Consider the following 23055-nt stretch of genomic DNA (forward strand, 5'->3'; position numbering starts at 1 on the left):
TAAGATAATACCCCTTTACTCCAAACTTTTTAGACGCGATGACACTTCATCATACTGCGACTGATACTTGGCTTCTTTTTCTTTTTCCTGCTGCACCACGTTTTCAGGCGCATTCGCAACAAATTTTTCATTGCTCAATTTGCCATGTACACGTTTCAACTCATTCGCCAAACGGTTCTTTTCTTTGTTGAGGCGCTCAATTTCTTCATCTTTGTCGATCAGTCCTGCAAGCGGTAGAACGACAGTTGCGCCACTTACGACGCTTGTTTTGTCATCATCATTCTTATCGATGGCAGCTCTGATGTCAAGAGTACCCGGATTACAGAAGCGGTCGATGTAGTGCCTGTTCGCTTCCACAGCTTCACGTCTTCTGTCGTCTTTGACTTCTATCTTGATATCTATCGGTTTTGACAGAGGCGTATTCACTTCACTTCTTGTCTGACGGACAGATTTGATGATTTCCACGAGGAGCGCCATTTCTTTTTTCGCTGACTCATCCATATGGTCATTGTTTACGGCAGGCCATTCACTCGTAACAATTGTACGGCCGCCTTCGATTGTCTGATAAATTTCTTCAGTGACAAATGGCATGAACGGGTGAAGCATTTTAAGGATTTTATCCAACGTATAAAGCAGCACTGAACGAGTCATATGCTTCTCTTCATCAGTACCTTCAGTCATCGGAACTTTCGCCATTTCAATATACCAGTCACAGAAATCGTCCCAGATGAAGTTGTAGAGCAGTCTGCCGACCTCACCAAACTCATATTTCCCGGAAAGGCGTGTCACTTCTTTGATCGTTGTATTCAAGTTGGTCAATATCCATTTATCTGCAAGGGATTTTTTGCCGTCCAGGTCAATGTCGGACATTTTGAAGTCCGGGCCGATATTCATCAGGGCGAACCTGGAGGCGTTCCAGATCTTATTAATAAAGTTCCATACTGATTCGACCTTTTCATCACTGTAGCGTAAATCCTGTCCTGGTGTGGAGCCTGTCGCAAGGAAGTATCTCAGTGCATCCGCACCGTACTTGTCGATGACATCCATCGGATCTACGCCGTTGCCCAGCGATTTTGACATCTTGCGGTTCTCTGCATCACGTACAAGGCCGTGCAGTAAAACATCATCGAAAGGTTTTTCGCCAGTATGTTCCAGTGAAGAGAAAATCATTCTCGCCACCCAGAAGAAGATGATATCATAACCTGTCACAAGAACATTCGTCGGGAAGAACTTCTTCAGATCCTCAGTCTCTTCAGGCCAGCCCATCGTTGAAAACGGCCATAGTGCACTTGAAAACCATGTATCCAGCACATCTTCATCCTGTGTCCAGTTTTCAGCATCTTCAGGCGCTGTCATACCGACATGAACCTCACCGGTCTCATTGTGGTACCATGCAGGGATCTGATGCCCCCACCAGAGCTGTCTCGAGATGACCCAGTCGCGGATGTTCTCCATCCATGTATTGAATGTCTGCTCGAATCTCGATGGAACGAAGTCGATTCTGTTATCGGTATTCTGGTTGTCCAGTGTATCTTTTGCTATCTTTTCCATGCTGACGAACCATTGTGTGGACAAGTATGGCTCAACGATTGCGTCAGAACGTTCAGAGTGTCCGACAGAATGTGTGTGGGATTCGATTTTAATCATGAACCCTGCAGTTTCCAGATCTTTCACGAGCGCTTCACGGCATTCGAAACGGTCCATGCCTTCGTATTTTGCGCCAAGCTCATTGATTGAACCGTCCGGGTTCATTACATTTATACGCTCGAGATTGTGACGGTTACCTATTTCAAAGTCATTCGGGTCATGCGCAGGAGTAACCTTCATTGCACCTGAACCAAAATCCTTTTCAACGTAGGAATCTGCAATGATCGGCAGTTCCCGGCCGATGATCGGCAATGTAACTGTCTTGCCGATCAGATCTTTATAGCGCTCATCATCCGGGTGTACAACGACTGCTGTATCACCGAGCATCGTCTCTGGACGCGTTGTTGCGATTTCAAGTGAACCCGATCCATCAGTCAACGGATATTTCACGTGATAGAATTTACCTTCCACTTCTTTATGGATCACTTCGATATCCGACAGTGCCGTTTCGGTTGCAGGGTCCCAGTTGATGATATATTCGCCGCGGTAGATGAGGTCTTTATTATACATATCCACGAACACTTTTCTTACAGCATTGGAAAGCCCTTCATCCATCGTGAAACGCTCTTTATCATAATCCAGTCCGAGACCGAGCTTTGCCCACTGGTTCCTTATGAAGTCCGCATATTCTTCCTTCCAATTCCAGGCATGCTCAATAAACTTCTCACGGCCAATTTCATGCGCCTTGATGCCATTTTCACGCAGACGCGCATCTACTTTCGCCTGTGTTGCGATACCCGCATGGTCCATACCCGGCAGATACAGCACTTCATAGCCCTGCATACGCTTCATACGCGTGATGATGTCCTGCAGCGTCGTATCCCATGCATGGCCAAGATGCAGTTTACCTGTCACGTTGGGCGGCGGAATGACGATGGAGAAAGGCTCCTTGTCCGATGCAGCATCTGATTTAAAATAGCCTGCTTCTATCCATTTTTCATATTTACCTTCTTCAATTGTTCCTGGATGATACTTTTTTGGCATTTCCATAAAAAAAACTCCTCTCAATATAAAAAAACTCCACATCCTGAAATAGGACGGGAGTTCCGCGGTACCACCTAAATTCAACAATAAAAATATTGCTGCACTCGAATATTTAACGCATATATACGTTCAACCCTACTCACCGTTCAGATTGAATTGATTACAGACTACTTTCATCGTGATTTTCGTTATGTTCACACCCGCCACATACTCTCTGAAAACCCAATCATGACTACTCTTCTGACTTCTTTATATAATTAAATTTATCTTATACAAATATGCTGATACTGTCAAGTTCCACTCTGTTTTCTGCGTCTGTATTTCAAGTAGCAGCTGACTGCAGGTGTAACAAATAATATGATGAAAAATATCCTGAAAATATGATAGCTTGAAATCATCGCAATGTCTGCGCCCATTTCTACAGCCACAATGATCAGCTGTCCGATGCCGCCGGGAGCGGCACTTAAAAATAAGTTGTTGAAAGAATGGTCTGTGAACATCTGATAAGCACCGACAATTAAAAGTGTACCGAATATAAGCAGTATGTTCTGAATCAGCATGGAAATGATCATTCTGCCGTTCAACTGGTACAGCAGCGATGAGATTTGAATACCGATTCTGATACCGAACAGTATTTGTGCAATATTCATAAATTCTATATTGAGCGAAAAATGCTGGCCGGTTGTAACATTCCATGCAAGCATCGCCATAATCGGTCCAAGCATGAAAGGCACCGGGAAATTTATCAACTTAAGTAAATACATTAAAACAAATGCACCCGCTACAATCAATAAGAGAGACGGCTGAAGTACTTCGGTCAAGAGCGGGGCCTGTTCACTTTCAATGACAACATTTCCGCTGTCTGCAGTAAATAGGCTGGCAATAAGCGGTACGAGAATCACCACCAGTATTATTCTGGACATCTGTGTGATTGTCACAAGCAGCAGATCTGCCTTCTTATCTTCTTCTGCCATGATCAGCATCTGGCTGAGTGCGCCCGGTACTGACGATAAAAGCGCCGTTTCAGGCGTACATCTCGTCAGTCTCATGAATATCGTCGAAAGGCTTAAACTCAGACCGATGATCAGGAAAGTAATGATGATGATATTCCCGATTTCTCCCAACATTTCCTGCATTGCATCCACTGTGAAAGTCGATCCGATTTCAAACCCGATGACAAACACTCCGAGATTGCCGAGCCACTTGGGATAATAAAAATCTTTTGTCAAAAATCTTATGAATAAAAACGTTGCAATCATAGAGCCGAAAAGCCAGGGTAAAATCATCCCCGCCGAATTTAAAATCCAGGATATGGCGATGGCTGATAATAACAACATGATTAAACGGATTATTTTCATGTAGAAAACCTGCCATTTAGTTAAAGTTTTATAAAAAACACAAGAACTCCCTGAAACAGGGAGTTCTCATTTGTAGATTATTCAGACCACATTTCATACATTGCAGTCAGCTCTTCATCGCTCACTTCATCTTCACTGAATGAAGGCATTGAGCCCTGGCCATTCCTTACGATATCTGTAAATTCATCCTCACCAAGGCTGGTACCTGCAAGTGCCGGTCCCATACTGCCTGAGAAATCTTCACCGTGACATGAAGCACAGCTGTTCTGCGCAACGCCTTCAGCGTCTACATCGCCTGAAGAAGCGCCTTCTTCAGAACCTTCTTCACCACCGCCATCTTCTTCAGAACCTTCACTTGATTCTTCAGTTCCTGCACCGGTATCAGCAGTTTCTTCACCGCCGCCTCCCTGGCCGCCAAGATGGAATATCATTAATGGAATGATTAAAATCACTACCATGATTGGAATGACCCATACTAGAGGATTTCTGACATCCTCTTTTTGCTCTTTCTTAGAATAAGTAATCATTTCACGGCCCTGGCCATCGATATAGGTTCTGTCCTTATCTCTGACACCGTCCATATTTGCTTCCTTATCTGTAAGGTTTCGATCTTTTTTATCACTCATCCGCTGTGACCCCCCAAATATTATTCATACCTATTATACACTTAAATGGACAACTATGAAGCATAAATTTTAGTTACTTTTTACCTAAACGCGCTAAAGCATTGTCAAATGCGGCAATTGTCGCATTAATATCTTCTTTTGTATGCTTTGTTGAGAGGAACATCCCTTCAAATTGTGAAGGCGGTAAGTAAATGCCTTCTTTAAGAAGCTCCTGATATAATTCTTTAAATAAAACAAGATCACTTTCATTTGCACTGTCAAAATCGGTCACAGGGCCATCCGTCAGGAAGAAACCGATCATTGACCCGGCACGGTTCACCGTAATCGGACGTTCATGTTTGCCGAATACATTTTTCAGGCCGTCTTCAAGCAAGTCTGCAAGCTCATTGAAATATTCATAGCTTTCTTCCGTCAGCTGATTTAACGTATGGTATCCGCCTGCCATCGCAAGCGGGTTGCCGGAAAGTGTACCTGCCTGATAAACATCGCCTACAGGTGCAATTCTTTCCATGATTTCTTTTTTACCGCCATATGCACCGACAGGAAGTCCCCCGCCGATCACTTTGCCGAGACATGTAATATCAGGATCGATATCATAATACCCCTGCGCACAATTATAGCCGACTCTGAAACCAGTCATCACTTCATCAAAGATTAAGAGCGTATCATTGTTTTTTGTAATTTCACGGACTTTATTCAGGAAATCATCGACCGGAGGAACAACGCCCATGTTGCCGGCAACCGGTTCAACGATTACAGCTGCAATATCTTCGCCGTATTTATCAAAAGCTTCTTTAAGGCTTTCCGGGTCGTTGTAAGGGACGGTAATCGTGTTGATCGCCGTGCCTTCAGGCACACCAGGCGAATCCGGAAGTCCCAGTGTTGCGACACCTGAACCAGCTTTGATCAGCAGTGAGTCACTGTGACCGTGGTAACAGCCTTCGAATTTAAGTATTTTGTTGCGGCCGGTATAACCTCTTGCGAGTCTCAATGCTGCCAGCGTCGCTTCGGTACCTGAAGATACCATGCGGACCATCTCGATTGAAGGTACTCTTTCTATGACAAGTTCAGCCATTTTATTTTCAAGTTCTGTCGGTGCACCGAAAGTCGTACCCTTTTTAGCAGTCTTTGCCACTTCTGAGACGACTTTATCGTCACTGTGTCCTAAGATCAAAGGTCCGAAACTCAGACAGTAATCTATATATTCATTGCCGTCCACATCATAGACGCGTGCATCTTTTGCATGATCCATGAACAATGGGTGGTCACCCACAGATTTGAATGCTCTTGCCGGCGAGTTCACACCGCCCGGCATCAGATCCACCGCTTTTTCATAAAGTGCTTTAGATTTATTAAACATTACTACACCTCTCCCTGATCAATCTTTTTACAAATATCTTTCGCAAAGTAAGTGATGATTAAATCCGCGCCTGCACGTTTCATTGACAACATCTGTTCAATGATGACCTCTTCATCGAGAAGCCCCATATCAACCGCTGTTCTCGTCATGGCATATTCACCGCTGACGTTATATGCAACGACCGGCAGATCGGAACGATTTCTGACATCACGTATAATATCTAGATATGAAAGTGCGGGTTTGACAATCATCATGTCTGCACCTTCATTCTCGTCACTTTCAAGTTCTCTCAAAGCTTCGAGGCGGTTTGCAGGATCCATCTGATATGTTCTGCGGTCGCCGAATGACGGTGTGGATTCTGCAGCATCACGGAATGGACCGTAGAATTTGGATGCGTATTTGATACCATAGCTCATGATCGGTATATGGCTGAAGCCATTATCATCCAGACCTTTTCTGATCTCGGTGACAAATCCATCCATCATGTTGCTCGGAGCGATGATATCAGCACCCGCCCGTGCCTGTGAAACTGCAGTTTTGACAAGCAGCGGAAGCGTCGCATCATTGTCGACATCTTCAGTTTTTTCGTCAATCAGGCCGCAGTGCCCGTGATCAGTGTATTCACAAAGGCAAGTGTCGAGAATAACAAGAAGTTCTGGATAATGCTCTTTTGACAGACGGCATGCTTCCTGGACGATGCCGTGATCATGATAGGCACCGCTGCCCTCTGCGTCTTTTTCATTTGGAACTCCAAAGAAAATAACGGATTTAATACCCAGGGATACGACCTCATCCAGCTCTTCTTTCAGCATGTTCAATGAAATCTGATATACTCCCTTCATCGAAGGTACCTCTTTTTTGACATCATCTTTTTCCACAACAAAAATCGGATAGATCAGATCATCCTTGCGAAGATGTGTCTCTCTCACGACATCTCTCATAAATGGTGATTTACGAAGTCTTCTATGACGCTCAAATTCCATTATTACACCTCATAATTTTTCTTTTATTAATTCGAATATACTTTCAAGTGTCGCTTTTTCAGGAGAGATGGACGGAATGCCGAGAGCATCCAGCTCTTTTTTAGTCACTGCCCCTATTGAAACGACTGGTTTCTCTTTCAGCATATTCAGATCGACATATTTCTTCAGTACTTTGACGCCGGACGGACTTGAAAAAGTGATGATATTTATGTCATCCCACCTATCGTTGATCGTTTGAATGGATTCGATATTATCCACCGGTTGATAGATTGAAAATTTAACCACTTCGACACCATGATCATCCAAATAGTCATAAAGGATGTTTCTTGCATCCCTGCTGGTCGGATAAAGTACACGTTCGATATTCACTTCATCAAGAGGGAACTCTTCTATGAATCCTTCCTGCGTATAGACGGCCGGCTCGAAATCTACCTGATAGCCGTTTTTGACCAGCAGTTCCGTCGTCTTTTCTCCAATGCTTGCGATTTTAGTAAACCGGGTCTTCTCCAAATAAGGTAAAAATAAATTCACTGCATTTTTACTCGTTAATATGATCCAGTCGTACTCTTTTTCTAGAAATTCATCATTGATGGCCAGCGGCTGTATCTTGATGAGCGGTGCATGAATGATATCGAATTCATCACTGTCTGCGTTCAATTTCGTCTGAGTGACGAGAACATTACTTTTGATACTGTTATAATTCTTCATTGATTTTATCAATGATTTCCTTCGCTCCGATTTTCTCCATCTCATCAGCAACCAGGTTGCCGAGTTCATAAGGATCTGATGCGGATTTTTTAACAAGATACTTCTCTTCGCCATCTTCCGACATGATCAACCCGGTCAAATAAAGTTCCCCGTCTTCAAGTGTCGCATAACCGCCGATCGGTACCTGGCAGCTGCCGTCCATACGGCTGAGGAACGTTCTTTCTGCGCTTGTGCACAACGCGTCATCACTTGAGTGCACTTTCTGAAGCATTTCATCAAGCTCATGGTCATCTTTTCTGATTTCGATGCCGAGTGCACCTTGTGCAATCGCGGGGATGAATTCTTCTGCGTCAAAGTATTCAGTCACACGGCTGTCGCCCCAGCCCATTCTTTTAAGTCCTGCTGCTGCAAGCAATATTGCATCATACTCGCCGGATTCCATCTTTTTGATGCGTGTGTCGATATTGCCCCTCACCCAGTTGACTGTAATATCATCACGGATGGATTTCAGCTGTGCCGCACGCCTTAAGCTGCTTGTGCCCACGATGCTGCCTGCCGGTAAATCTTTGAAGAGCACTTTATTGTTAGAAAGAAATGCATCTCTCATATCTTCTCTTTCAGGAATGCATGCGATTTTAAACTGCTCCGGCAATTTGCTCGGCACATCTTTCAAGCTGTGTATTGCCATATCGATTTCTTCATTTTCCAGAGCCTGTTCAATCTCTTTGACGAAAAGACCTTTTCCGCCGACTTTTGACAATTGAACATCAACAATCCGGTCACCTTTAGTGACGATTTCTTTTATTTCAAATTCTGTCTCCGGGAATTGTTCCTGAAGTAAAGCGATAAATTGTTTTGATTGTGTCATGGCCAACCCACTGCGTCTGGATCCAACGATAAACTTTCTCATAAAAATACTCCTTTTTAAGTCCATATATGGAAATTTGAAAACTGTGAAACGAACAAGTAATTAATCATGCAGACTACAAACAGCGCCATATTAAAAATAGCAAAAACATAAACATTACGCATCTTTTTTAAGTAAAAAAGCAATATGACGTATAAAACTACTATAAATGATGTACCCAGAACTTTTATATCAGCAATGATATCTGAACCGATGATCTGAAGACCCCAGTGAAACCCCAGAAGTATGCTTATTGTCATCGTCATCATTCCGATGCCTACAGTCCGCACCATCACTTTGCGTGCCGTTTCTATACTGAATAAAGAAAAAAATGTACGGTTGAAACGCTTCTTCTTTAAATTCGTATATTGAATGATATAAATAAGAGAATGCAGTGCTGAAACAAAAAACAGGACATAGGCAAGCAGTGCCATACCCACATGGATGACCAGCAGCTCGTTCATGATGACGGATACTTCGACCTGTGGTGATAATCGCTCGGGCTGGAATGTGAACATGGAAAAGAATATAAAACTTAAAAATATGAATCCGAACAGCACCTGTTCGCTGTCATTCTTATAATAGTATATTATACCGACGATGGATAATACTAAGGAAAGGGTGAACATTCCCTCGTAAGTCGTCAGCATCGGTATCCTTTCAAGACTGAAAACAGCATTCAGATAAGTCAACAGATGCAACGTTGTTGCAAAGATAATGACATAAAAGGAAACCTTTCTGGCCTGGCGATTTCTTAAAGCTAAATCGTACGCCAGCACAGAAAGGCCAGTAAAGTATAAAAGCATGATAAATTCATTGATGCGGAACAGAATATCCATATTAGTCCCTACCCATTTTATTCAAATGCAAATTCTGATTGCTTATTTACAAGTTTCTCTCGGTGCTTATTCCGCTCTCTGTCTTTGACTTCCTGCACTTCTTCTTCGATTCCAAAGAGCATTTCTATTTCTTTAAGATTTTTCATTGCGTGTTTTTCATTGCCGATTTCTTTTGTGTAAGTAATCGGATCTTTCAACATTTGATTGATGATACTTTTCATATGCTTGCTGATGACTGTTTTTTCTCTGTCAGTCATGTCAGGCATTTTACGTTCCACACTTTTGAATGTCTCTTCATGTATCGTCAGTGCCTTTGTTCTTAATGCCTGGATGACCGGTGTCACACCGAGCTGGTTGACCCATGTATCAAAGTCGTCCTGAGCTTTCACAATCATCGCTTCGACTTTTTTGGCTTCCTGCTGTCTTGTTTCAAGGTTGGAATCGATGAGACCCTGAAGGTCATCGACATTATACATATATACATTGTCATATTGTGTTGCACTTGGCTCTATATCCCGAGGCATCGCAATGTCGATAAGGATCAGCGGACGATTCGCCCTCTCCGCCTGAACTTTATCCAGGTTCTCTTCGGTAATTACATAATTACGTGAAGATGTACTTGAAATGACAAGGTCTGTGTCCATGAGACAGTCTTCCAATTTATCCATCGGCTGGTAGCTGCAGCCGAATTTATCTGCCAGTATTTTTGCGTTCTCGACAGAACGGTTGACAATCGTGATATCTTTAATGCCATTTGAAGTCAAGTTCAGAACTGACTGCTCGGACATTTCCCCCGCACCGATGACCACCGCTTTTGTCGCTCTATTCTGTTCAAAAATCTTATTGACCAGCTGTACAGCCGCATACGAAGTGGAAATTGCATTTTTAGATATATCAGTATCATTGTGGCCTTTTTTAGCAACAGTAATTGCTTCCTTGAACAGTTTGTTAAAGATTGTACCTGTCGTATGCTCATTTTGAGCTTTCAAAAATGCATCCCTGATCTGTCCAAGTATCTGCGTTTCTCCGAGCACCATGGAGTCCAGACCAGCCGTCACATGGAAAAGATGTTGAATCGCTTCTTCGCCGACCTTTACATCTATAATTTTTTTAATCGTTTCCAGGTCAACTTCGAACCAGTCAGCCAGAAAGCTTTGTGCATAGTATTTACCTGTATGGATCTGGTCACTCACTATATAAACTTCCGTTCTGTTGCAGGTGGACAGTAAAACTGTCTCCAAAATACTTTTCTCGGTTCTTAATTTATGTAGAGCATCTGTCAGCTCCACTTCATTAAATTGTACTTTCTCACGCTCTTCAACTGTCGCTTTTCTATAATTTAAACTAAGCGAAATTACGTGCATCAAATTTCCTCCTACCACAATTAAACATTATTAATAATAATTCTAATTATAACAAAAAAACCATGTCATATCTATATAACACGGTTGAATTCGGCAGCAAAATGAAAATGTACCAGCCTAGACATATTTATTTAATGCTGCATAAACTTCCGGAAGATTTTTCTTATCCACCGATGAGAAATCGATGATCGTATCTTCGGGTTCGATTTTCAGATTTTCCCTGACAATCTTCAAATGCTTATCAACTTTACTTTTGGCAATCTTATCTGCTTTCGTGCAGACGACGATCACAGGAATACCAAGATGTTTCAGAAAATCGTACATTAAAATATCATCCTGTGTCGGTTTATGGCGCAGATCGATCAGCTGGACAACAGCTTGTAATTCTTCTCTTTCAGCCAGATATGATTCTATCAGCTGCCCCCATTTCTCCCTGTCTTTTTTAGATTGTTTCGCATAACCATAGCCGGGGACGTCAACCATATTGAACTGGCCATCAATATTATAAAAGTTGAGATTTACCGTCTTACCTGGTTTTGATGATGTTCTTGCGATATTTTTTCGTCCACAGACAGCATTTATAAATGACGATTTACCAACATTAGAGCGTCCGCTTAAAGCGATCTCACTTTTTCCTTCAGTCGGATACTGGGAAACATCCATGGCTGAAATCATGAATTCAACGTTATTGGGATTTATTTTCAATTTCATTCTTTGAACTCCTTATAAAAAGAGCTGTCTGAACCCAGACAGCTCTCATGTTATGCACTTTTACGATCCAGAGTGATTTCTTTACCATCTTTATCGTAAAGCAGTGGTTCACTTTCATCCACTATCGTTTCTCTTGTAATTTTGACTTTCTTGATATCATCATTTGAAGGGACATTGAACATGATGTCCACCATACGTTCTTCTATGATTGAACGGAGTCCGCGGGCGCCTGTCTTTCTTTCAATCGCCAGTTCACTGATTGCGTTCAATGCATCTTCATCGAATTCCAACTCCACTTCGTCAATGGCAAGCATCTTCTGATACTGTTTGACCAAAGCGTTTTTAGGTTCTGTAAGAATGGAGTTGAGCGCGTCGACATCCAGCTCACCAAGGTGGCTGATGATCGGCACACGTCCGATGAATTCAGGGATCAGGCCGTAGCTCTGAAGGTCATCCGGGCGTACTTTGGAAAGAAGTGCGTCTTTATCTTCAGCTGATGTTGCCGGTCCGCCGAAGCCGATGATTTTCTCGCCGATTCTGCGCTTGATGATTTCATCCATACCGTCGAATGCTCCGCCAAGTACAAATAGAATGTTTTTCGTATCTATTTGGATTGACTCCTGGTTGGGATGTTTTCTTCCGCCCTGGGGCGGTACACTTGCAGTCGTGCCTTCCAATATTTTAAGGAGTGCCTGCTGTACACCTTCACCTGAAACATCTCTCGTAATGGATGTGTTTTCACTTTTACGTGCAATCTTATCGATTTCATCGACATAGATGATGCCCTGCTCCGCACGCTCTACATCAAAATCTGCAGCCTGGATCAGACGCAGCAGAATATTCTCTACATCATCCCCGACGTAACCTGCTTCAGTTAAGCTTGTCGCATCCGCAATGGCGAACGGCACGTCAAGTGTTCTTGCCAAAGTTTGCGCGAGCAATGTTTTACCACTGCCGGTCGGTCCTATCAGAGCGATATTACTTTTAGAAATCTCTACATCATCATCGCTGTTTTCCTGATTAATTCTTTTATAGTGATTGTAGACTGCCACACTCAATGCACGTTTTGCATCGTCCTGACCGATTACATAATCATTTAGTGATTCAAGAATTTCCTGAGGTTTCGGCAATTCTGTAAAGATTGCTTTATGTTCTGTTTTCAGTTCTTCTTCTATAATTTCGTAACACAATTCGATACATTCATTACAAATGTATACACCGCTGCCTGCGATCAACTTTTTAACCTGTTCCTGGTCTTTACCACAGAAAGAACATGTTAAATTTGTGTCATCTTCATTAAATTTAATCATATTAACACCTCTTTTATCATTGTCGTAAACTATACTAGAAGTTGATGTTGAAATCAACGAATAAACTCACGGGCAATGATACCAATAGCTCTGCAGCCAGTAAGCCGCAGAGCTATTGATCATCAGACGGATTTATTTTTCTTCTGTTGATTCTTCTGAATCAGCTTCAATTTTTTCTTCTGTTGTTTCTTCAACAATTTTAGCGTTGTCAACAAGTACATCCAATGCTTTTTGAACTTTGATGTCCTGCTCGAGCATCGACAGGTCGCCTAAAGTTGATTTGATATCTTCAACCCCGATTCCGAACTGTTCACTCATTTTTTCCAACTCAGAGTCAATGTCTGCTTCAGCAACCTCGATATTTTCATCTGCAGCGATCTGCTTCAGCGTGATGTTTGTTCTGACACGTTTTTCAGCATCTTCTTTCATCGTTTCACGCAGTGCATTTTCATCCTGGCCGGATAACTGCTGGTACATTTCAAGGTTGATGCCTTGTTGTGATAAGTTCTGCTCGAACTCCTGAAGCATTCTGTCCAGTTCAGTGTTGACCATTGCTTCCGGAACATCTATTTCAGCATTGTCACTTGCTTTTGTAAGAAGTTCTTCTTTCAATGCTACATCCGACTGGTTTTCTTTCGCTTCTTTCAAATCTTTCTCAAGCTTGGCTTTCAGCTCATCCACAGTTTCAACGCCCTGATCAAGTTCTTTTACAAGCTCATCATCAAGTTCAGGTGTCTCTTTAACTTTGATGGAGTTGATTTTAACTTTGAATACTGCAGGCTTTCCAGCCAGTTCTTCTGCCTGATAATCTTCAGGGAAAGTAACTTCAACATCTTTCTCGTCGCCTACTTTAAGACCGACAAGCTGTTCTTCGAAACCGCCGATGAATGAACCCGAACCGACTTCAAGGTCGAATTCTTCAGCTTTTCCGCCGTCGAACTGTTCCCCGTCAAGATAACCGTCGAAGTCAAGGTTGACTGTATCGCCGTTTTCAATCTCGCCGTCATCTTTAATGACCATTTCAGTATGGTGTTCGAGCATATGGCCGATTTCATGCTCAATGTCATGGTCTGTAACTTCAGTTGACAGTTTAGTTCCTTCCAGCCCTTTGTATTCACCCAATTTAGCATCAGGCTCTACAGTGACTTTAGCAGTGAAAATAAGATCTTTGCCTTTTTCAACTTCTACAATATCTACTTCAGGCTGATCAACTGGAGTAATACCTTCTTCTTCAACAGCTTTAGCATAGTTTGGTGAAAGTACAATATCCAATGCATCCTGATATAGGGATTCTACACCAAATCTTTTTTCAAACATCTGACGTGGAATTTTTCCTTTTCTGAACCCTGGAAGTGAAACATCTTTCGATACTTTGACAAATGCTTCATCCAACGCTTGATCGAATTCCTCCGCAGGTACTGTTACCGTCAGAAGACCTTCGTTTCCTTCTTGCTTTTCCCATTTGTGAGACATAGTATAATTCCTCCGTTAATACAATTTTTCATAACTTTTTCAGTATAACATACTAGTTTTCCTTATCCAACAATTGACTTATATTTAAGTTTTCGTTGAAGTGACAATCTGTTCCATTTTGACAATCCATTCATAAACCCGGTCTTTCGCACTGAAAGAATGATCGACATTCAAAAGATCGAGTATATATACAAGATACCCTTCAATCATCTCCTCGGAACTGAATTCCAGATTTTTTGGATAGTTGAATATCGCATGGCTTGTCATCAAAAGAGTCGCTTCACTGACAATTTGCGGCGCCTGTGATTCTAGCACATCCAGGACTTCCGGCTCAACTTCGCTGATCAGCGGCACTTCTTCGAGTATCGGGAGCTCACTTGGATTGACTTCTTCAGCTTTGCCGAATTTAAAATGCTTCACTTTATTGTTATACCCTATTTCCTTCAAGTAAAGCAGCATGAAAGTGACGATATCCTTATCACTGATGTTTTCGAGAGCATCCAGTACAAAATCTTCATACTTGTCATTTTTTTCATCGGCAAAAGTGCTGAACATCCTCAATATTTCCTGGTGACTCATATTTTCGAGGTCTATGTCTTCAACTTCCAATTTCTCTGATGCCTTTTCTTCAGCCGGCTCCAAGGCACCGGCCTTTTTATTGTCAATCGCTTTTTTTGCCTGGTGACGGAGGGCGGCGACATCGATCCTGAAACCCTGTGGTATATTCTCTTCCATAAGATGGTCGGAGAAATTGATGACTTCGTAATATCTCTCCTGATGTATCAGGGCTTTCAGCAGTTCAAGCATATGCATCTCGTAATCCCCGCTGCCCTCATTCAGTTTCATCAGTGCATAATCGGACATTTTTTCATATTCGTTGAGAGCATCAAGAGATTCGTAGAACATTTCTTCCAGACGTATATCAGTGGCGCTCATGCCGATATAATGATAATAACGTTCTATGAAAGTCTTGAATTCACTGTCCTTGAATAATTGAACCAGATCTTTTTCGGCTTTCTTTAAGAATCTCTGATGCGTAGTGATCTTATCTGCCATAAGCATCACGAATGATCAATTCGCTCCAGGATTCATAAGGTGAAAGATCAGACAGTCCATCATTATCCACCCATTTAAGGGCAAGCGTGTCTGCTTCCATATTTGAGACACTGTCCTTATCAACGGACACTTTCATCACCAGTCCGATATGTACAAGACCGACATCATTACCATCATCGTTGATGAGTCCCATGATTTCTATATCATTAATATCGTCACCGGCCAGACCGACTTCCTCTTCAAGCTCGCGTTTAGCATTGATTGACAGCTTTTCATCTATGTCCGTCACTTCCGGTATATCGTTCATATGCCCTCCGACGCCAATGGAGAGCAGACCATGAAGTCTTTGTTCCCCGCCGCCGCCAAGTCTCTCATATACTAAAGTTTCCTTGTCATCCGCAGTTGAAATGATGACATAGCTGATCAGCTGCTTATAGGAAGTATCTTCCTCCATATCACCGCGGCGTTTAACTTCAAAACTTTTAAAAGTATCTACAATGGCCGGATAGCGCGGGTCATCTTTTCCGATAAAGCCATTAAAAGCATTCTTTTCTGAATTAAATAAGTTTTCTCTTGGTACTGCTAAAATCTTTTCATCAAATTTACTCATGATCTTTCTCCTAATTTGTATTTCACTCACTTATCATTCTATAAAACGTTTAATTACTTGTAAATCAAATAAGACAATAAGATTTTTATGAGGAATTGTAAAGTTTATAAACTTATTGTAATTTAACATTATTAATTTTGAAAATTTGTTTGACTTATACCCTGCTCATTGATTATAATTGAATTTGTTCTTAATTAAGTCTCGATAGCTCAGCTGGATAGAGCAATGCCCTTCTAAGGCATCGGTCGGGGGTTCGAATCCCTCTCGGGACGCTACGAGTAAATGCTTAAAATCTTTATACCCTGGTAAACATCGGTTTACTGGGGTTTTTTGTCCCGGTAGCTCAGCTGGATAGAGCAATGGCCTCCTAAGCCATAGGCCGGGGGTTCGAACCCCTCCCGGGACGCTTGCTTATGAATGCTGCTTCCATATTCGGAAAGCAGTTTTTTTATTTACATGATTTTAATATGGGCGTGGTGCTTGAGACCCGGCTTCGGCAGTCTTATTGATCGTAGACTGGATCGGATTCGAATAAAGTCCTCGCAGCCTCTCAAAACACCTCTGCACCAACCACTGATACAGCAAAGACCACTGAAATCAGTACTACTTTTCAGTGGTCTCCATTTATCACTTATATGATTCTACCTGTCATTATCATTCTTCGTAAATTTATCGATGGTTTCGTTTGCCTTATCTTTCGCACCTTCGACAAATTCTTTGGCTTTGCCGGATTTTTTATCTTTTTTACCTTCTGATTCTAAATCTTTATCACCGGTGACATTGCCGATCGTCTCTTTCAAGTTGCCTTTAGCCTGCTCATTTTTGCTTTCTTCACTCATAATTAACACCTCTCATATAATGTATAATTGTCAATACCACTGTGCAATATGGTCTAAACATCATGAGTGTGCCATTCACTCCTCAGCATCCGGTATAAAATGCAGTCATGAAAGTGGTCATAAAGAAATTCATATTCTTTCATCACCCCTTCATTTGTGAAATTCAGCGATTCCGGAAGTCTCCGGCTTCTTAAATTATTAACACCGCAGACGATTTCTACGCGGTTCAAGTTCAGCATATCAAAACCATGGGCGACTATCGCTTCCACACTTTTTCTCATCAGACCATGCCCTTCGAAATCTTTGCTGATCCAGTAGCCGATCTGGCCTCTTTTGGAATTCGGGTCGATTGAAGTATAACCGCACATCCCGATGAACTCATTCCTGTAGAACAATCCGAGCTCCATACCGGTTCCTAGCTCGATATTTTGCTGCCATGACTTTATCATGGCCACATATCTGTGCGAAGTTGTCGTATAATCCAGCCACGGCAGCCATCTTTTCAAGTAAACACGATTATAGTTGACTACATCAAAAATCATTTTCCGGTCACGCTGGGTCAGTTCACGCAGCTCTGTATCCTCATCTATATTAATTTTAATCACTGGCTTCACTTACTTTCTTATGATGAAATAATTCTTTTTCTTACTGTGTGGTTGATTTCGCAGGCACCGCCCCTGTTCAGACGGTATCTGTTCCTTGCAATCAATGTATAGAAACGGTTTCTGAAACATTCAGGTATCACTTTGAATGCACTGAATATCCGAGTCTTCGCTGCATCATTCAATACTTCAATCACAGCGTCACTTTTAATATATAGATCATCAGAATAATAAACTACGGAATCTATATTTTTCGGTAAAATATTTTCCAGTTCCTTGATTGATGCAAAGTATATTTTCTCGCGGCGGTCCAGTTTCACGATCCACTTCGCAAATGTATTACACATTATACAGTCGTCGTCGAAATATAATATACTGATAATACCACTCCTGTCATAATATAAAGGGGGATACGATGAAACAGGGAATTCATATCTTTTTATCTACATATTTCATAATCATCGCTTTACTTTATTTGACGATGCGCTACAGTTCTTTTGATATGAACGCTGTAATATTTGCAATTTTAGGTACTCTATTCATCATAATCATTATTATACTGTACACAAAAAGACAGATTACGTTCAACATTTTTACAGTGAGTCTGATTTTCCTCACTGCTTTAATGCTGCTGACCCGCCTCATCGAATAAGAAAGGGAAATAACATTGTGTTATCTCCCCCTTTCTCTTTATAGCTCCATCAAGTTGACTTCTTCTAACACTTCATGTGTCCTGTTAAAATACTGAACCTTATCTTTTTCTGTATCGAGTACACAGTAACTGGCTTCCCATTCACCTTTCGGGATGGAAATGCTTCCCGGGTTGATACAGAATACACCGTTAATATTTTCAGCGAGTGCAATATGCGAATGACCGTACAGTGCATATTTCGCTTTGAACTCCAAAGCTCTGTCGCTGAGCACTTCACGGTCACTCTTAATGTTATAGAGGTGCCCGTGTGTCAGGAAAATACTTGATTCTTCGTCATGCGCTTCCACCGGGAACCTGCTGTCATCATCTACATTACCTCTGACTTTGTTGAATTTTTCAAGCTCAGGATTGTCGAATGTGAATTCGCTGTCTCCGAGATGAATATTCAAATCACCCGGATTATGGTCCAATGCACTTTGAACGATTTCTTCTTCTCCATGATTGTCACTGATAATCAAAATCTTCATTAAAATTCTCCTTTTAATTTGAAGTTAATTTTTCAAAGATATCTTTATCTTTCATCAGTTCTTTCAATGCTTTGCTTCTATGACTCATTTTCCCTTTTTCGCCGCTGCTAATCATGCCGAGATAGATTCCTTCATCAGTCTTAAACAGCGGATCGTATCCAAATCCGGAGGTGCCGAATGGTTCAGTGAGAATCTCACCCTCCAATACGCCTGTATATGTTCTCGTTTCTTCACCGGGTATGCTGAGTGCAATGACACATGTAAAGTGCGCACTTCTCTCTGTAACGCCTTCCAACGCTTCAAGCAGCTTGGCATTATTCTTTTCATCCGTTGCACTTTCACCTGAATACCTTGCTGAATAAATGCCCGGCGCTCCTGATAAACTGTCGACAGATAAACCGGAGTCGTCACTGATAACCGGCAGGCCAAGTGCCTTGGATGCTGCTTCAGCCTTTAATATGGCGTTACCGCTGAAAGTATCCTCTGTTTCTTCAACTTCAAAGTCTGAAAGCATTTCTTTAATGCCGACGACTTCATAACCTGTGAAAACAGCTTTAAAATCATTGATTTTTCCTTTATTTCCTGTTGCGATTACTATTTTCTTAGTCATTATTCCACCTACAATTCAATTTCTTGGATCTGGTAATCCAGTCCCGGCAGCCAGTCTCTGAGGACATATTCAAATCGGCTGCTGTCACCATTGATTAATATCGTGTGCACTATATCTTCCTCGCATGTCCTGAGCAGATTATTATAATTCAAGATAGTGCTTGTTTCACGCGCAGTTTCATAACCGGAATCAATCACTTTCTTTTCATTATTAAAATAATTCCTTATACCTGCAGTCAACAGAGGATAATGCGTACAGCCCAGAATAATCGTGTCTGCTTCATTATGTCTGTAATCCTTTAGAGATTGGTGGATGATGATGCCAGACACAACATCGTCCTTATATCTCAGCTGTTCAACGAGGGGCACAAATTTCGGACAGGCAAGGCTGGACACTGAAAAACCGCTGTTGATGCCTTTTATAGCATCACTGTATGCATTCGATTTCACAGTGCCTGACGTCGCAAGCACCAGAACCTTACCGTTTCGACTGTTTTGTATTGCACTTCTCGCACCAGGCTGAATGACACCGAGTACAGGGATATCCAGACGTACTTTTAAGATCTCGAGTGCGGCTGCAGTCGCAGTATTACAGGCTATGACAAGCATCTTGATTCCTTTTTCCACAAGATAATCCGCAATCTGAATTGTATAGTCTCTGACGTCGTCCTGGCTCTTTTCACCATATGGGCATCTTGAAATATCTCCGAAGTACAAAATTTTTTCATGCGGAAGCTGTCTGACGATTTCTTTGACTACTGTCATACCGCCGACCCCGGAATCCATGACACCGATTGGTCTATCCATGAGTGATTTTTTCACTTTCTCTAAGGATGGACTCAAGAATTTCAGGTAACAGGTCGAGTTCCTTTTTATCGAGGTGGGCGGTAATATCACGGATATAGGAAATACGTTTATTGATGACTTTATTGATGATTTCTTTTCCTGTCGGTTCCATCTTCACCAGCACAAGACGTTTATCCTTCTCGGATTTATATCTTTTGACCAGTTTTAATTTTTCTAGTTTATCCACGATATCAGTCGTTGTGGAATGTGCAAGATACATCCTGTTGGACAGTTCACCGATTGTGATGCCCTCTTTATCCCCTACCCATTGCAATGCAACAAACTGAGGTGGAGAGATTTCATATTCTTTTAATATTTCACGGCCATGCGCCCGGACATGTACTGAAATATACCTGATAGATTTTTCTATTGATATGATTAAATCTTTATCTGCCATAAATTCCAGTCCCTACTATCATTTTTGTATTAATTATATCGTAAATCGGCACAAAAAAATAGGAAGAGCATATGCTCTTCCTAGATATAAACTGTTTAATCCACCTGGTGGTCACTTCCGAAGAATGATTTAAACATGTGGAAAGTTGTTTCTCTCTGCATTGCAGCAATGGATGTAGTGAGTGGAATACCTTGCGGACAAGCTTCCACACAGTTTTGTGCCATTCCGCATTCAGCGACGCCGCCGACACCCATAAGAGCGTCTAAACGTTCGTCTTTGTTCATGCTTCCTGTCGGGTGCAGGTTGAATAATCTCACCTGTGAAATTGCTGCAGCGCCCATGAAGCTTGATTTATCGTTGACATTTGGACAAACTTCCAGACACACTCCGCAAGTCATACATTTGGAAAGTTCATATGCAGTTTGACGTTTTTTCTCTGGCATTCTCGGTCCCGGACCAAGATCGTGAGTACCATCGATCGGCACCCATGCCTGAACACGTTTCAAGTTGTCGAACATGAATGAACGGTCGACCTGCAAGTCTTTGACAATTGGGAATGTTGACATCGGCTCAAGCTTGATCGGCTGCTCGAACTGATCGATAAGTGCTGTACATGATTGTCTTGCTGTACCGTTGATCACCATCGAACAGGCACCGCAGACTTCTTCCAGACAACTCATATCCCATGTTACCGGTGTTGTTTTGTCACCTTTGGCATTCACAGGATTTCTCTGAATTTCCATCAGTGCACTGATCACGTTCATATTCTCTCTGTAACCGACTTCGAATTCTTCCCAATAAGGACTGGACTCAGGGTTTTCCTGACGTTTTACATTTATCTTGATTACTTTGTTATCAGCCATTATTTGTTGGCACCTCCTTTAGATTTTGAAGTGTAGTCACGTTTACGCGGCGGAATTAAACTCACATCTACATCCTCATATTCAAATCTTGGTGCAGTCAGATCTCCTTCGAAATGAGCTTTAGTAGTTTTCAGCCACTCTTCGTCATTACGTTCAGGAAAATCAGGTTTGAAGTGGGCGCCGCGTGATTCATTACGGTTAAGTGCTCCGATAGTGATCACACGTGCAAGTACAAGCATGTTCCACAGTTGTCTCGTAAAGAACGCCGCCTGGTTACTCCACTTTTTAGTATCATTGATGTTGATGTTTTTGTAGCGTTCCATCAACTCGACAATTTTCTTATCCGTTTCTTCAAGACGGTCGTTATGTCTAACAACAGTTACGTTGTCAGTCATAAGCTGGCCAAGCTCTTTATGGATGACATAAGCGTTCTCTTCGCCGTCCATATTCAGGATATTGTTGAATTTATCTTCTTCAGCCTTTTTCGCTCTCTCATATATTGAATCATCAAGTTCTTCATAAGAAGTATCAAGTTCTTTAACATATTCGATCGCTTTAGGACCTGCGACCATACCGCCGTAAATGGCAGAGAGCAATGAGTTCGCGCCAAGACGGTTACCGCCGTGCTGTGAGTAATCACACTCACCTGAAGCAAATAAGCCCGGCACGTTAGTCATCTGATCATAGTCCACATACAGTCCACCCATTGAGTAGTGTACTGCCGGGAAGATTTTCATTGGAACTTTACGAGGGTCGTCCCCTGTAAACTTCTCATAAATTTCGATGATACCGCCGAGTTTAACATCCAGTTCGTGTGGATCTTTGTGTGAAAGGTCAAGGTAGACCATGTTTTCACCGTTGATACCGAGTTTCTGGTTGACACACACGTCGAATATTTCACGTGTTGCGATATCACGCGGAACCAGGTTACCATAGTCTGGATATTTTTCCTCCAGGAAGTACCAGGGTTTACCGTCTTTATATGTCCAGATTCTTCCACCCTCACCACGAGCTGATTCACTCATCAGACGGAGCTTATCATCGCCGGGAATTGCAGTCGGGTGAATCTGGATGAATTCACCGTTCGCATAAATCGCACCCTGCTGGTAAACGATTGATGCTGCTGAACCAGTGTTGATCATAGAGTTAGTAGATTTACCGAAGATAATACCCGGTCCACCTGTCGCCATGATGACAGCATCAGATTTAAATGTTTCAATTTCCCCGCTGTCTATCTTCTGTGCAGTGATACCACGTGATTTACCTTCGTCATCCAGAACGACTCCGAGGAATTCCCATCCTTCAAATTTATTGACAAGTCCGTCAACTTCATGTTTACGAACCTGCTCATCAAGTGCGTACAAGAGCTGCTGGCCCGTTGTTGCACCAGCATAAGCCGTTCTATGGTACAAAGTACCGCCAAAACGTCTGAAGTCAAGAAGACCTTCCGGCGTTCTGTTAAACGTAACACCCATACGGTCCAGCAGGTGGATGATTTCCGGCGCCGCATCAGTCATTGCTTTTACCGGGGGCTGGTTTGCCAGGAAGTCACCGCCGTAAACCGTATCGTCAAAATGAATAGCAGTTGAATCTCCCTCACCCTTTGTATTTACTGCTCCATTTATACCGCCCTGGGCACATACAGAGTGAGATCTTTTCACAGGTACGATTGAAAACAAATCGACTTCGGCACCTGTTTCTGCTGCTTTGATCGTCGCCATAAGGCCGGCTAACCCACCGCCGACAACGATGATTTTATTGTTCGCCATGTTTTACACTCCTCT

Annotated in this window: 24 protein-coding genes, 2 tRNA genes and 1 other annotated feature; of the genes, 3 read left to right on the forward strand and 23 right to left on the reverse strand. The window is 42.2% G+C overall.

Features of this window, described 5'->3' with window-relative positions:
- Positions 1-15 precede the first annotated feature (15 nt).
- The 14 genes from ACY8DT_RS13845 to ACY8DT_RS13910 all read right to left on the reverse strand — a co-directional run bounded on the left by ACY8DT_RS13845 (position 16) and on the right by ACY8DT_RS13910 (position 15936).
- A complete protein-coding gene (locus ACY8DT_RS13845; RefSeq protein WP_462420886.1) occupies positions 16-2637 on the reverse strand; it encodes a valine--tRNA ligase in 2622 nt (873 codons plus the stop codon).
- A gap of 40 nt (positions 2638-2677) precedes the next feature.
- Positions 2678-2885: a binding site (T-box leader), on the reverse strand.
- Between the two features lie 36 nt (positions 2886-2921).
- Positions 2922-3989, reverse strand: coding sequence for an AbrB family protein (locus ACY8DT_RS13850; RefSeq protein WP_462420887.1), 1068 nt, complete (start codon positions 3987-3989; stop codon positions 2922-2924).
- A 77-nt stretch (positions 3990-4066) separates the two neighbouring features.
- Positions 4067-4615 (reverse strand): c-type cytochrome, encoded by a 549-nt coding sequence (locus ACY8DT_RS13855; protein WP_462420888.1) that lies wholly within the window; start codon positions 4613-4615, stop codon positions 4067-4069.
- Between the two features lie 73 nt (positions 4616-4688).
- A complete protein-coding gene (hemL, locus tag ACY8DT_RS13860; RefSeq protein WP_462420889.1) occupies positions 4689-5975 on the reverse strand; it encodes a glutamate-1-semialdehyde 2,1-aminomutase in 1287 nt (428 codons plus the stop codon).
- Positions 5976-5977: 2 nt separating this feature from the next.
- Entirely contained in the window at positions 5978-6958 is a 981-nt protein-coding gene (gene hemB, locus ACY8DT_RS13865; RefSeq protein ID WP_462420890.1) for a porphobilinogen synthase, read from the reverse strand.
- Positions 6959-6967: 9 nt separating this feature from the next.
- Complete coding sequence (locus tag ACY8DT_RS13870; protein WP_462420891.1) at positions 6968-7678, reverse strand: uroporphyrinogen-III synthase; 711 nt, start codon at positions 7676-7678, stop codon at positions 6968-6970.
- On the reverse strand, positions 7653-8576 hold the full coding sequence (hemC, locus tag ACY8DT_RS13875; RefSeq protein WP_462420892.1) for a hydroxymethylbilane synthase: 924 nt from the start codon (positions 8574-8576) through the stop codon (positions 7653-7655). The genes ACY8DT_RS13870 and hemC overlap by 26 nt, the downstream gene beginning before the upstream one ends.
- Before the next feature lie 14 nt (positions 8577-8590).
- A complete protein-coding gene (ccsA, locus tag ACY8DT_RS13880; protein ID WP_462420893.1) occupies positions 8591-9412 on the reverse strand; it encodes a cytochrome c biogenesis protein CcsA in 822 nt (273 codons plus the stop codon).
- Between the two features lie 17 nt (positions 9413-9429).
- Entirely contained in the window at positions 9430-10776 is a 1347-nt protein-coding gene (gene hemA / locus ACY8DT_RS13885; protein WP_462420894.1) for a glutamyl-tRNA reductase, read from the reverse strand.
- Between the two features lie 117 nt (positions 10777-10893).
- Positions 10894-11481 carry a ribosome biogenesis GTP-binding protein YihA/YsxC gene (yihA, locus tag ACY8DT_RS13890; protein ID WP_462422288.1) on the reverse strand — a complete coding sequence of 196 codons (588 nt, stop codon included), beginning with the start codon at positions 11479-11481 and terminating at the stop codon, positions 10894-10896.
- Positions 11482-11537: 56 nt separating this feature from the next.
- Positions 11538-12797, reverse strand: a complete 1260-nt coding sequence (gene clpX, locus ACY8DT_RS13895; RefSeq protein ID WP_462420895.1) for an ATP-dependent Clp protease ATP-binding subunit ClpX — start codon at positions 12795-12797, stop codon at positions 11538-11540.
- Positions 12798-12929: 132 nt separating this feature from the next.
- Complete coding sequence (gene tig, locus ACY8DT_RS13900; protein WP_462420896.1) at positions 12930-14270, reverse strand: trigger factor; 1341 nt, start codon at positions 14268-14270, stop codon at positions 12930-12932.
- A gap of 84 nt (positions 14271-14354) precedes the next feature.
- Positions 14355-15335 (reverse strand): hypothetical protein, encoded by a 981-nt coding sequence (locus ACY8DT_RS13905; RefSeq protein ID WP_462420897.1) that lies wholly within the window; start codon positions 15333-15335, stop codon positions 14355-14357.
- On the reverse strand, positions 15316-15936 hold the full coding sequence (locus ACY8DT_RS13910) for an NUDIX domain-containing protein (RefSeq protein WP_462420898.1): 621 nt from the start codon (positions 15934-15936) through the stop codon (positions 15316-15318). The genes ACY8DT_RS13905 and ACY8DT_RS13910 overlap by 20 nt, the downstream gene beginning before the upstream one ends.
- A gap of 198 nt (positions 15937-16134) precedes the next feature.
- On the opposite strand from ACY8DT_RS13910, the gene ACY8DT_RS13915 reads away from it, so the two are divergent.
- Positions 16135-16208, forward strand: a tRNA-Arg gene (locus ACY8DT_RS13915).
- A gap of 60 nt (positions 16209-16268) precedes the next feature.
- Positions 16269-16342: transfer RNA gene (locus tag ACY8DT_RS13920), tRNA-Arg, on the forward strand.
- A 235-nt stretch (positions 16343-16577) separates the two neighbouring features.
- Here the strand turns inward: ACY8DT_RS13920 and ACY8DT_RS13925 are convergent.
- Genes ACY8DT_RS13925 through ACY8DT_RS13935 form a run of 3 tightly spaced genes read right to left on the reverse strand, consistent with a single transcriptional unit; the run spans position 16578 to position 17724 of the window.
- Positions 16578-16775, reverse strand: a complete 198-nt coding sequence (locus ACY8DT_RS13925; RefSeq protein ID WP_462420899.1) for a CsbD family protein — start codon at positions 16773-16775, stop codon at positions 16578-16580.
- Positions 16776-16828: 53 nt separating this feature from the next.
- Positions 16829-17380, reverse strand: a complete 552-nt coding sequence (locus ACY8DT_RS13930; RefSeq protein ID WP_462420900.1) for a GNAT family N-acetyltransferase — start codon at positions 17378-17380, stop codon at positions 16829-16831.
- Between the two features lie 17 nt (positions 17381-17397).
- Positions 17398-17724, reverse strand: coding sequence for a thiol-disulfide oxidoreductase DCC family protein (locus ACY8DT_RS13935; protein ID WP_462420901.1), 327 nt, complete (start codon positions 17722-17724; stop codon positions 17398-17400).
- Between the two features lie 68 nt (positions 17725-17792).
- On the opposite strand from ACY8DT_RS13935, the gene ACY8DT_RS13940 reads away from it, so the two are divergent.
- Positions 17793-18029, forward strand: coding sequence for a hypothetical protein (locus ACY8DT_RS13940; protein ID WP_462420902.1), 237 nt, complete (start codon positions 17793-17795; stop codon positions 18027-18029).
- A 38-nt stretch (positions 18030-18067) separates the two neighbouring features.
- Here the strand turns inward: ACY8DT_RS13940 and ACY8DT_RS13945 are convergent, their stop codons facing one another.
- The 6 genes from ACY8DT_RS13945 to sdhA all read right to left on the reverse strand — a co-directional run bounded on the left by ACY8DT_RS13945 (position 18068) and on the right by sdhA (position 23040).
- Entirely contained in the window at positions 18068-18556 is a 489-nt protein-coding gene (locus ACY8DT_RS13945; protein ID WP_462420903.1) for a YfcE family phosphodiesterase, read from the reverse strand.
- A 13-nt stretch (positions 18557-18569) separates the two neighbouring features.
- A complete protein-coding gene (rdgB, locus tag ACY8DT_RS13950) occupies positions 18570-19166 on the reverse strand; it encodes an RdgB/HAM1 family non-canonical purine NTP pyrophosphatase (protein ID WP_462420904.1) in 597 nt (198 codons plus the stop codon).
- Between the two features lie 8 nt (positions 19167-19174).
- Complete coding sequence (gene racE, locus ACY8DT_RS13955) at positions 19175-19972, reverse strand: glutamate racemase (protein ID WP_462420905.1); 798 nt, start codon at positions 19970-19972, stop codon at positions 19175-19177.
- Positions 19965-20408: a MarR family winged helix-turn-helix transcriptional regulator gene (locus ACY8DT_RS13960; protein ID WP_462420906.1), complete on the reverse strand. Its 444-nt coding sequence runs from the start codon at positions 20406-20408 to the stop codon at positions 19965-19967. The genes racE and ACY8DT_RS13960 overlap by 8 nt, the downstream gene beginning before the upstream one ends.
- A 95-nt stretch (positions 20409-20503) precedes the next feature.
- Positions 20504-21271: a succinate dehydrogenase iron-sulfur subunit gene (gene sdhB / locus ACY8DT_RS13965; RefSeq protein ID WP_462420907.1), complete on the reverse strand. Its 768-nt coding sequence runs from the start codon at positions 21269-21271 to the stop codon at positions 20504-20506.
- Positions 21271-23040 carry a succinate dehydrogenase flavoprotein subunit gene (sdhA, locus tag ACY8DT_RS13970; RefSeq protein ID WP_462420908.1) on the reverse strand — a complete coding sequence of 590 codons (1770 nt, stop codon included), beginning with the start codon at positions 23038-23040 and terminating at the stop codon, positions 21271-21273. Before sdhA ends, sdhB begins: the two co-directional genes overlap by 1 nt.
- Between the last annotated feature and the right edge of the window lie 15 nt (positions 23041-23055).

The organism is Salinicoccus sp. Marseille-QA3875 (genome assembly GCF_054950095.1).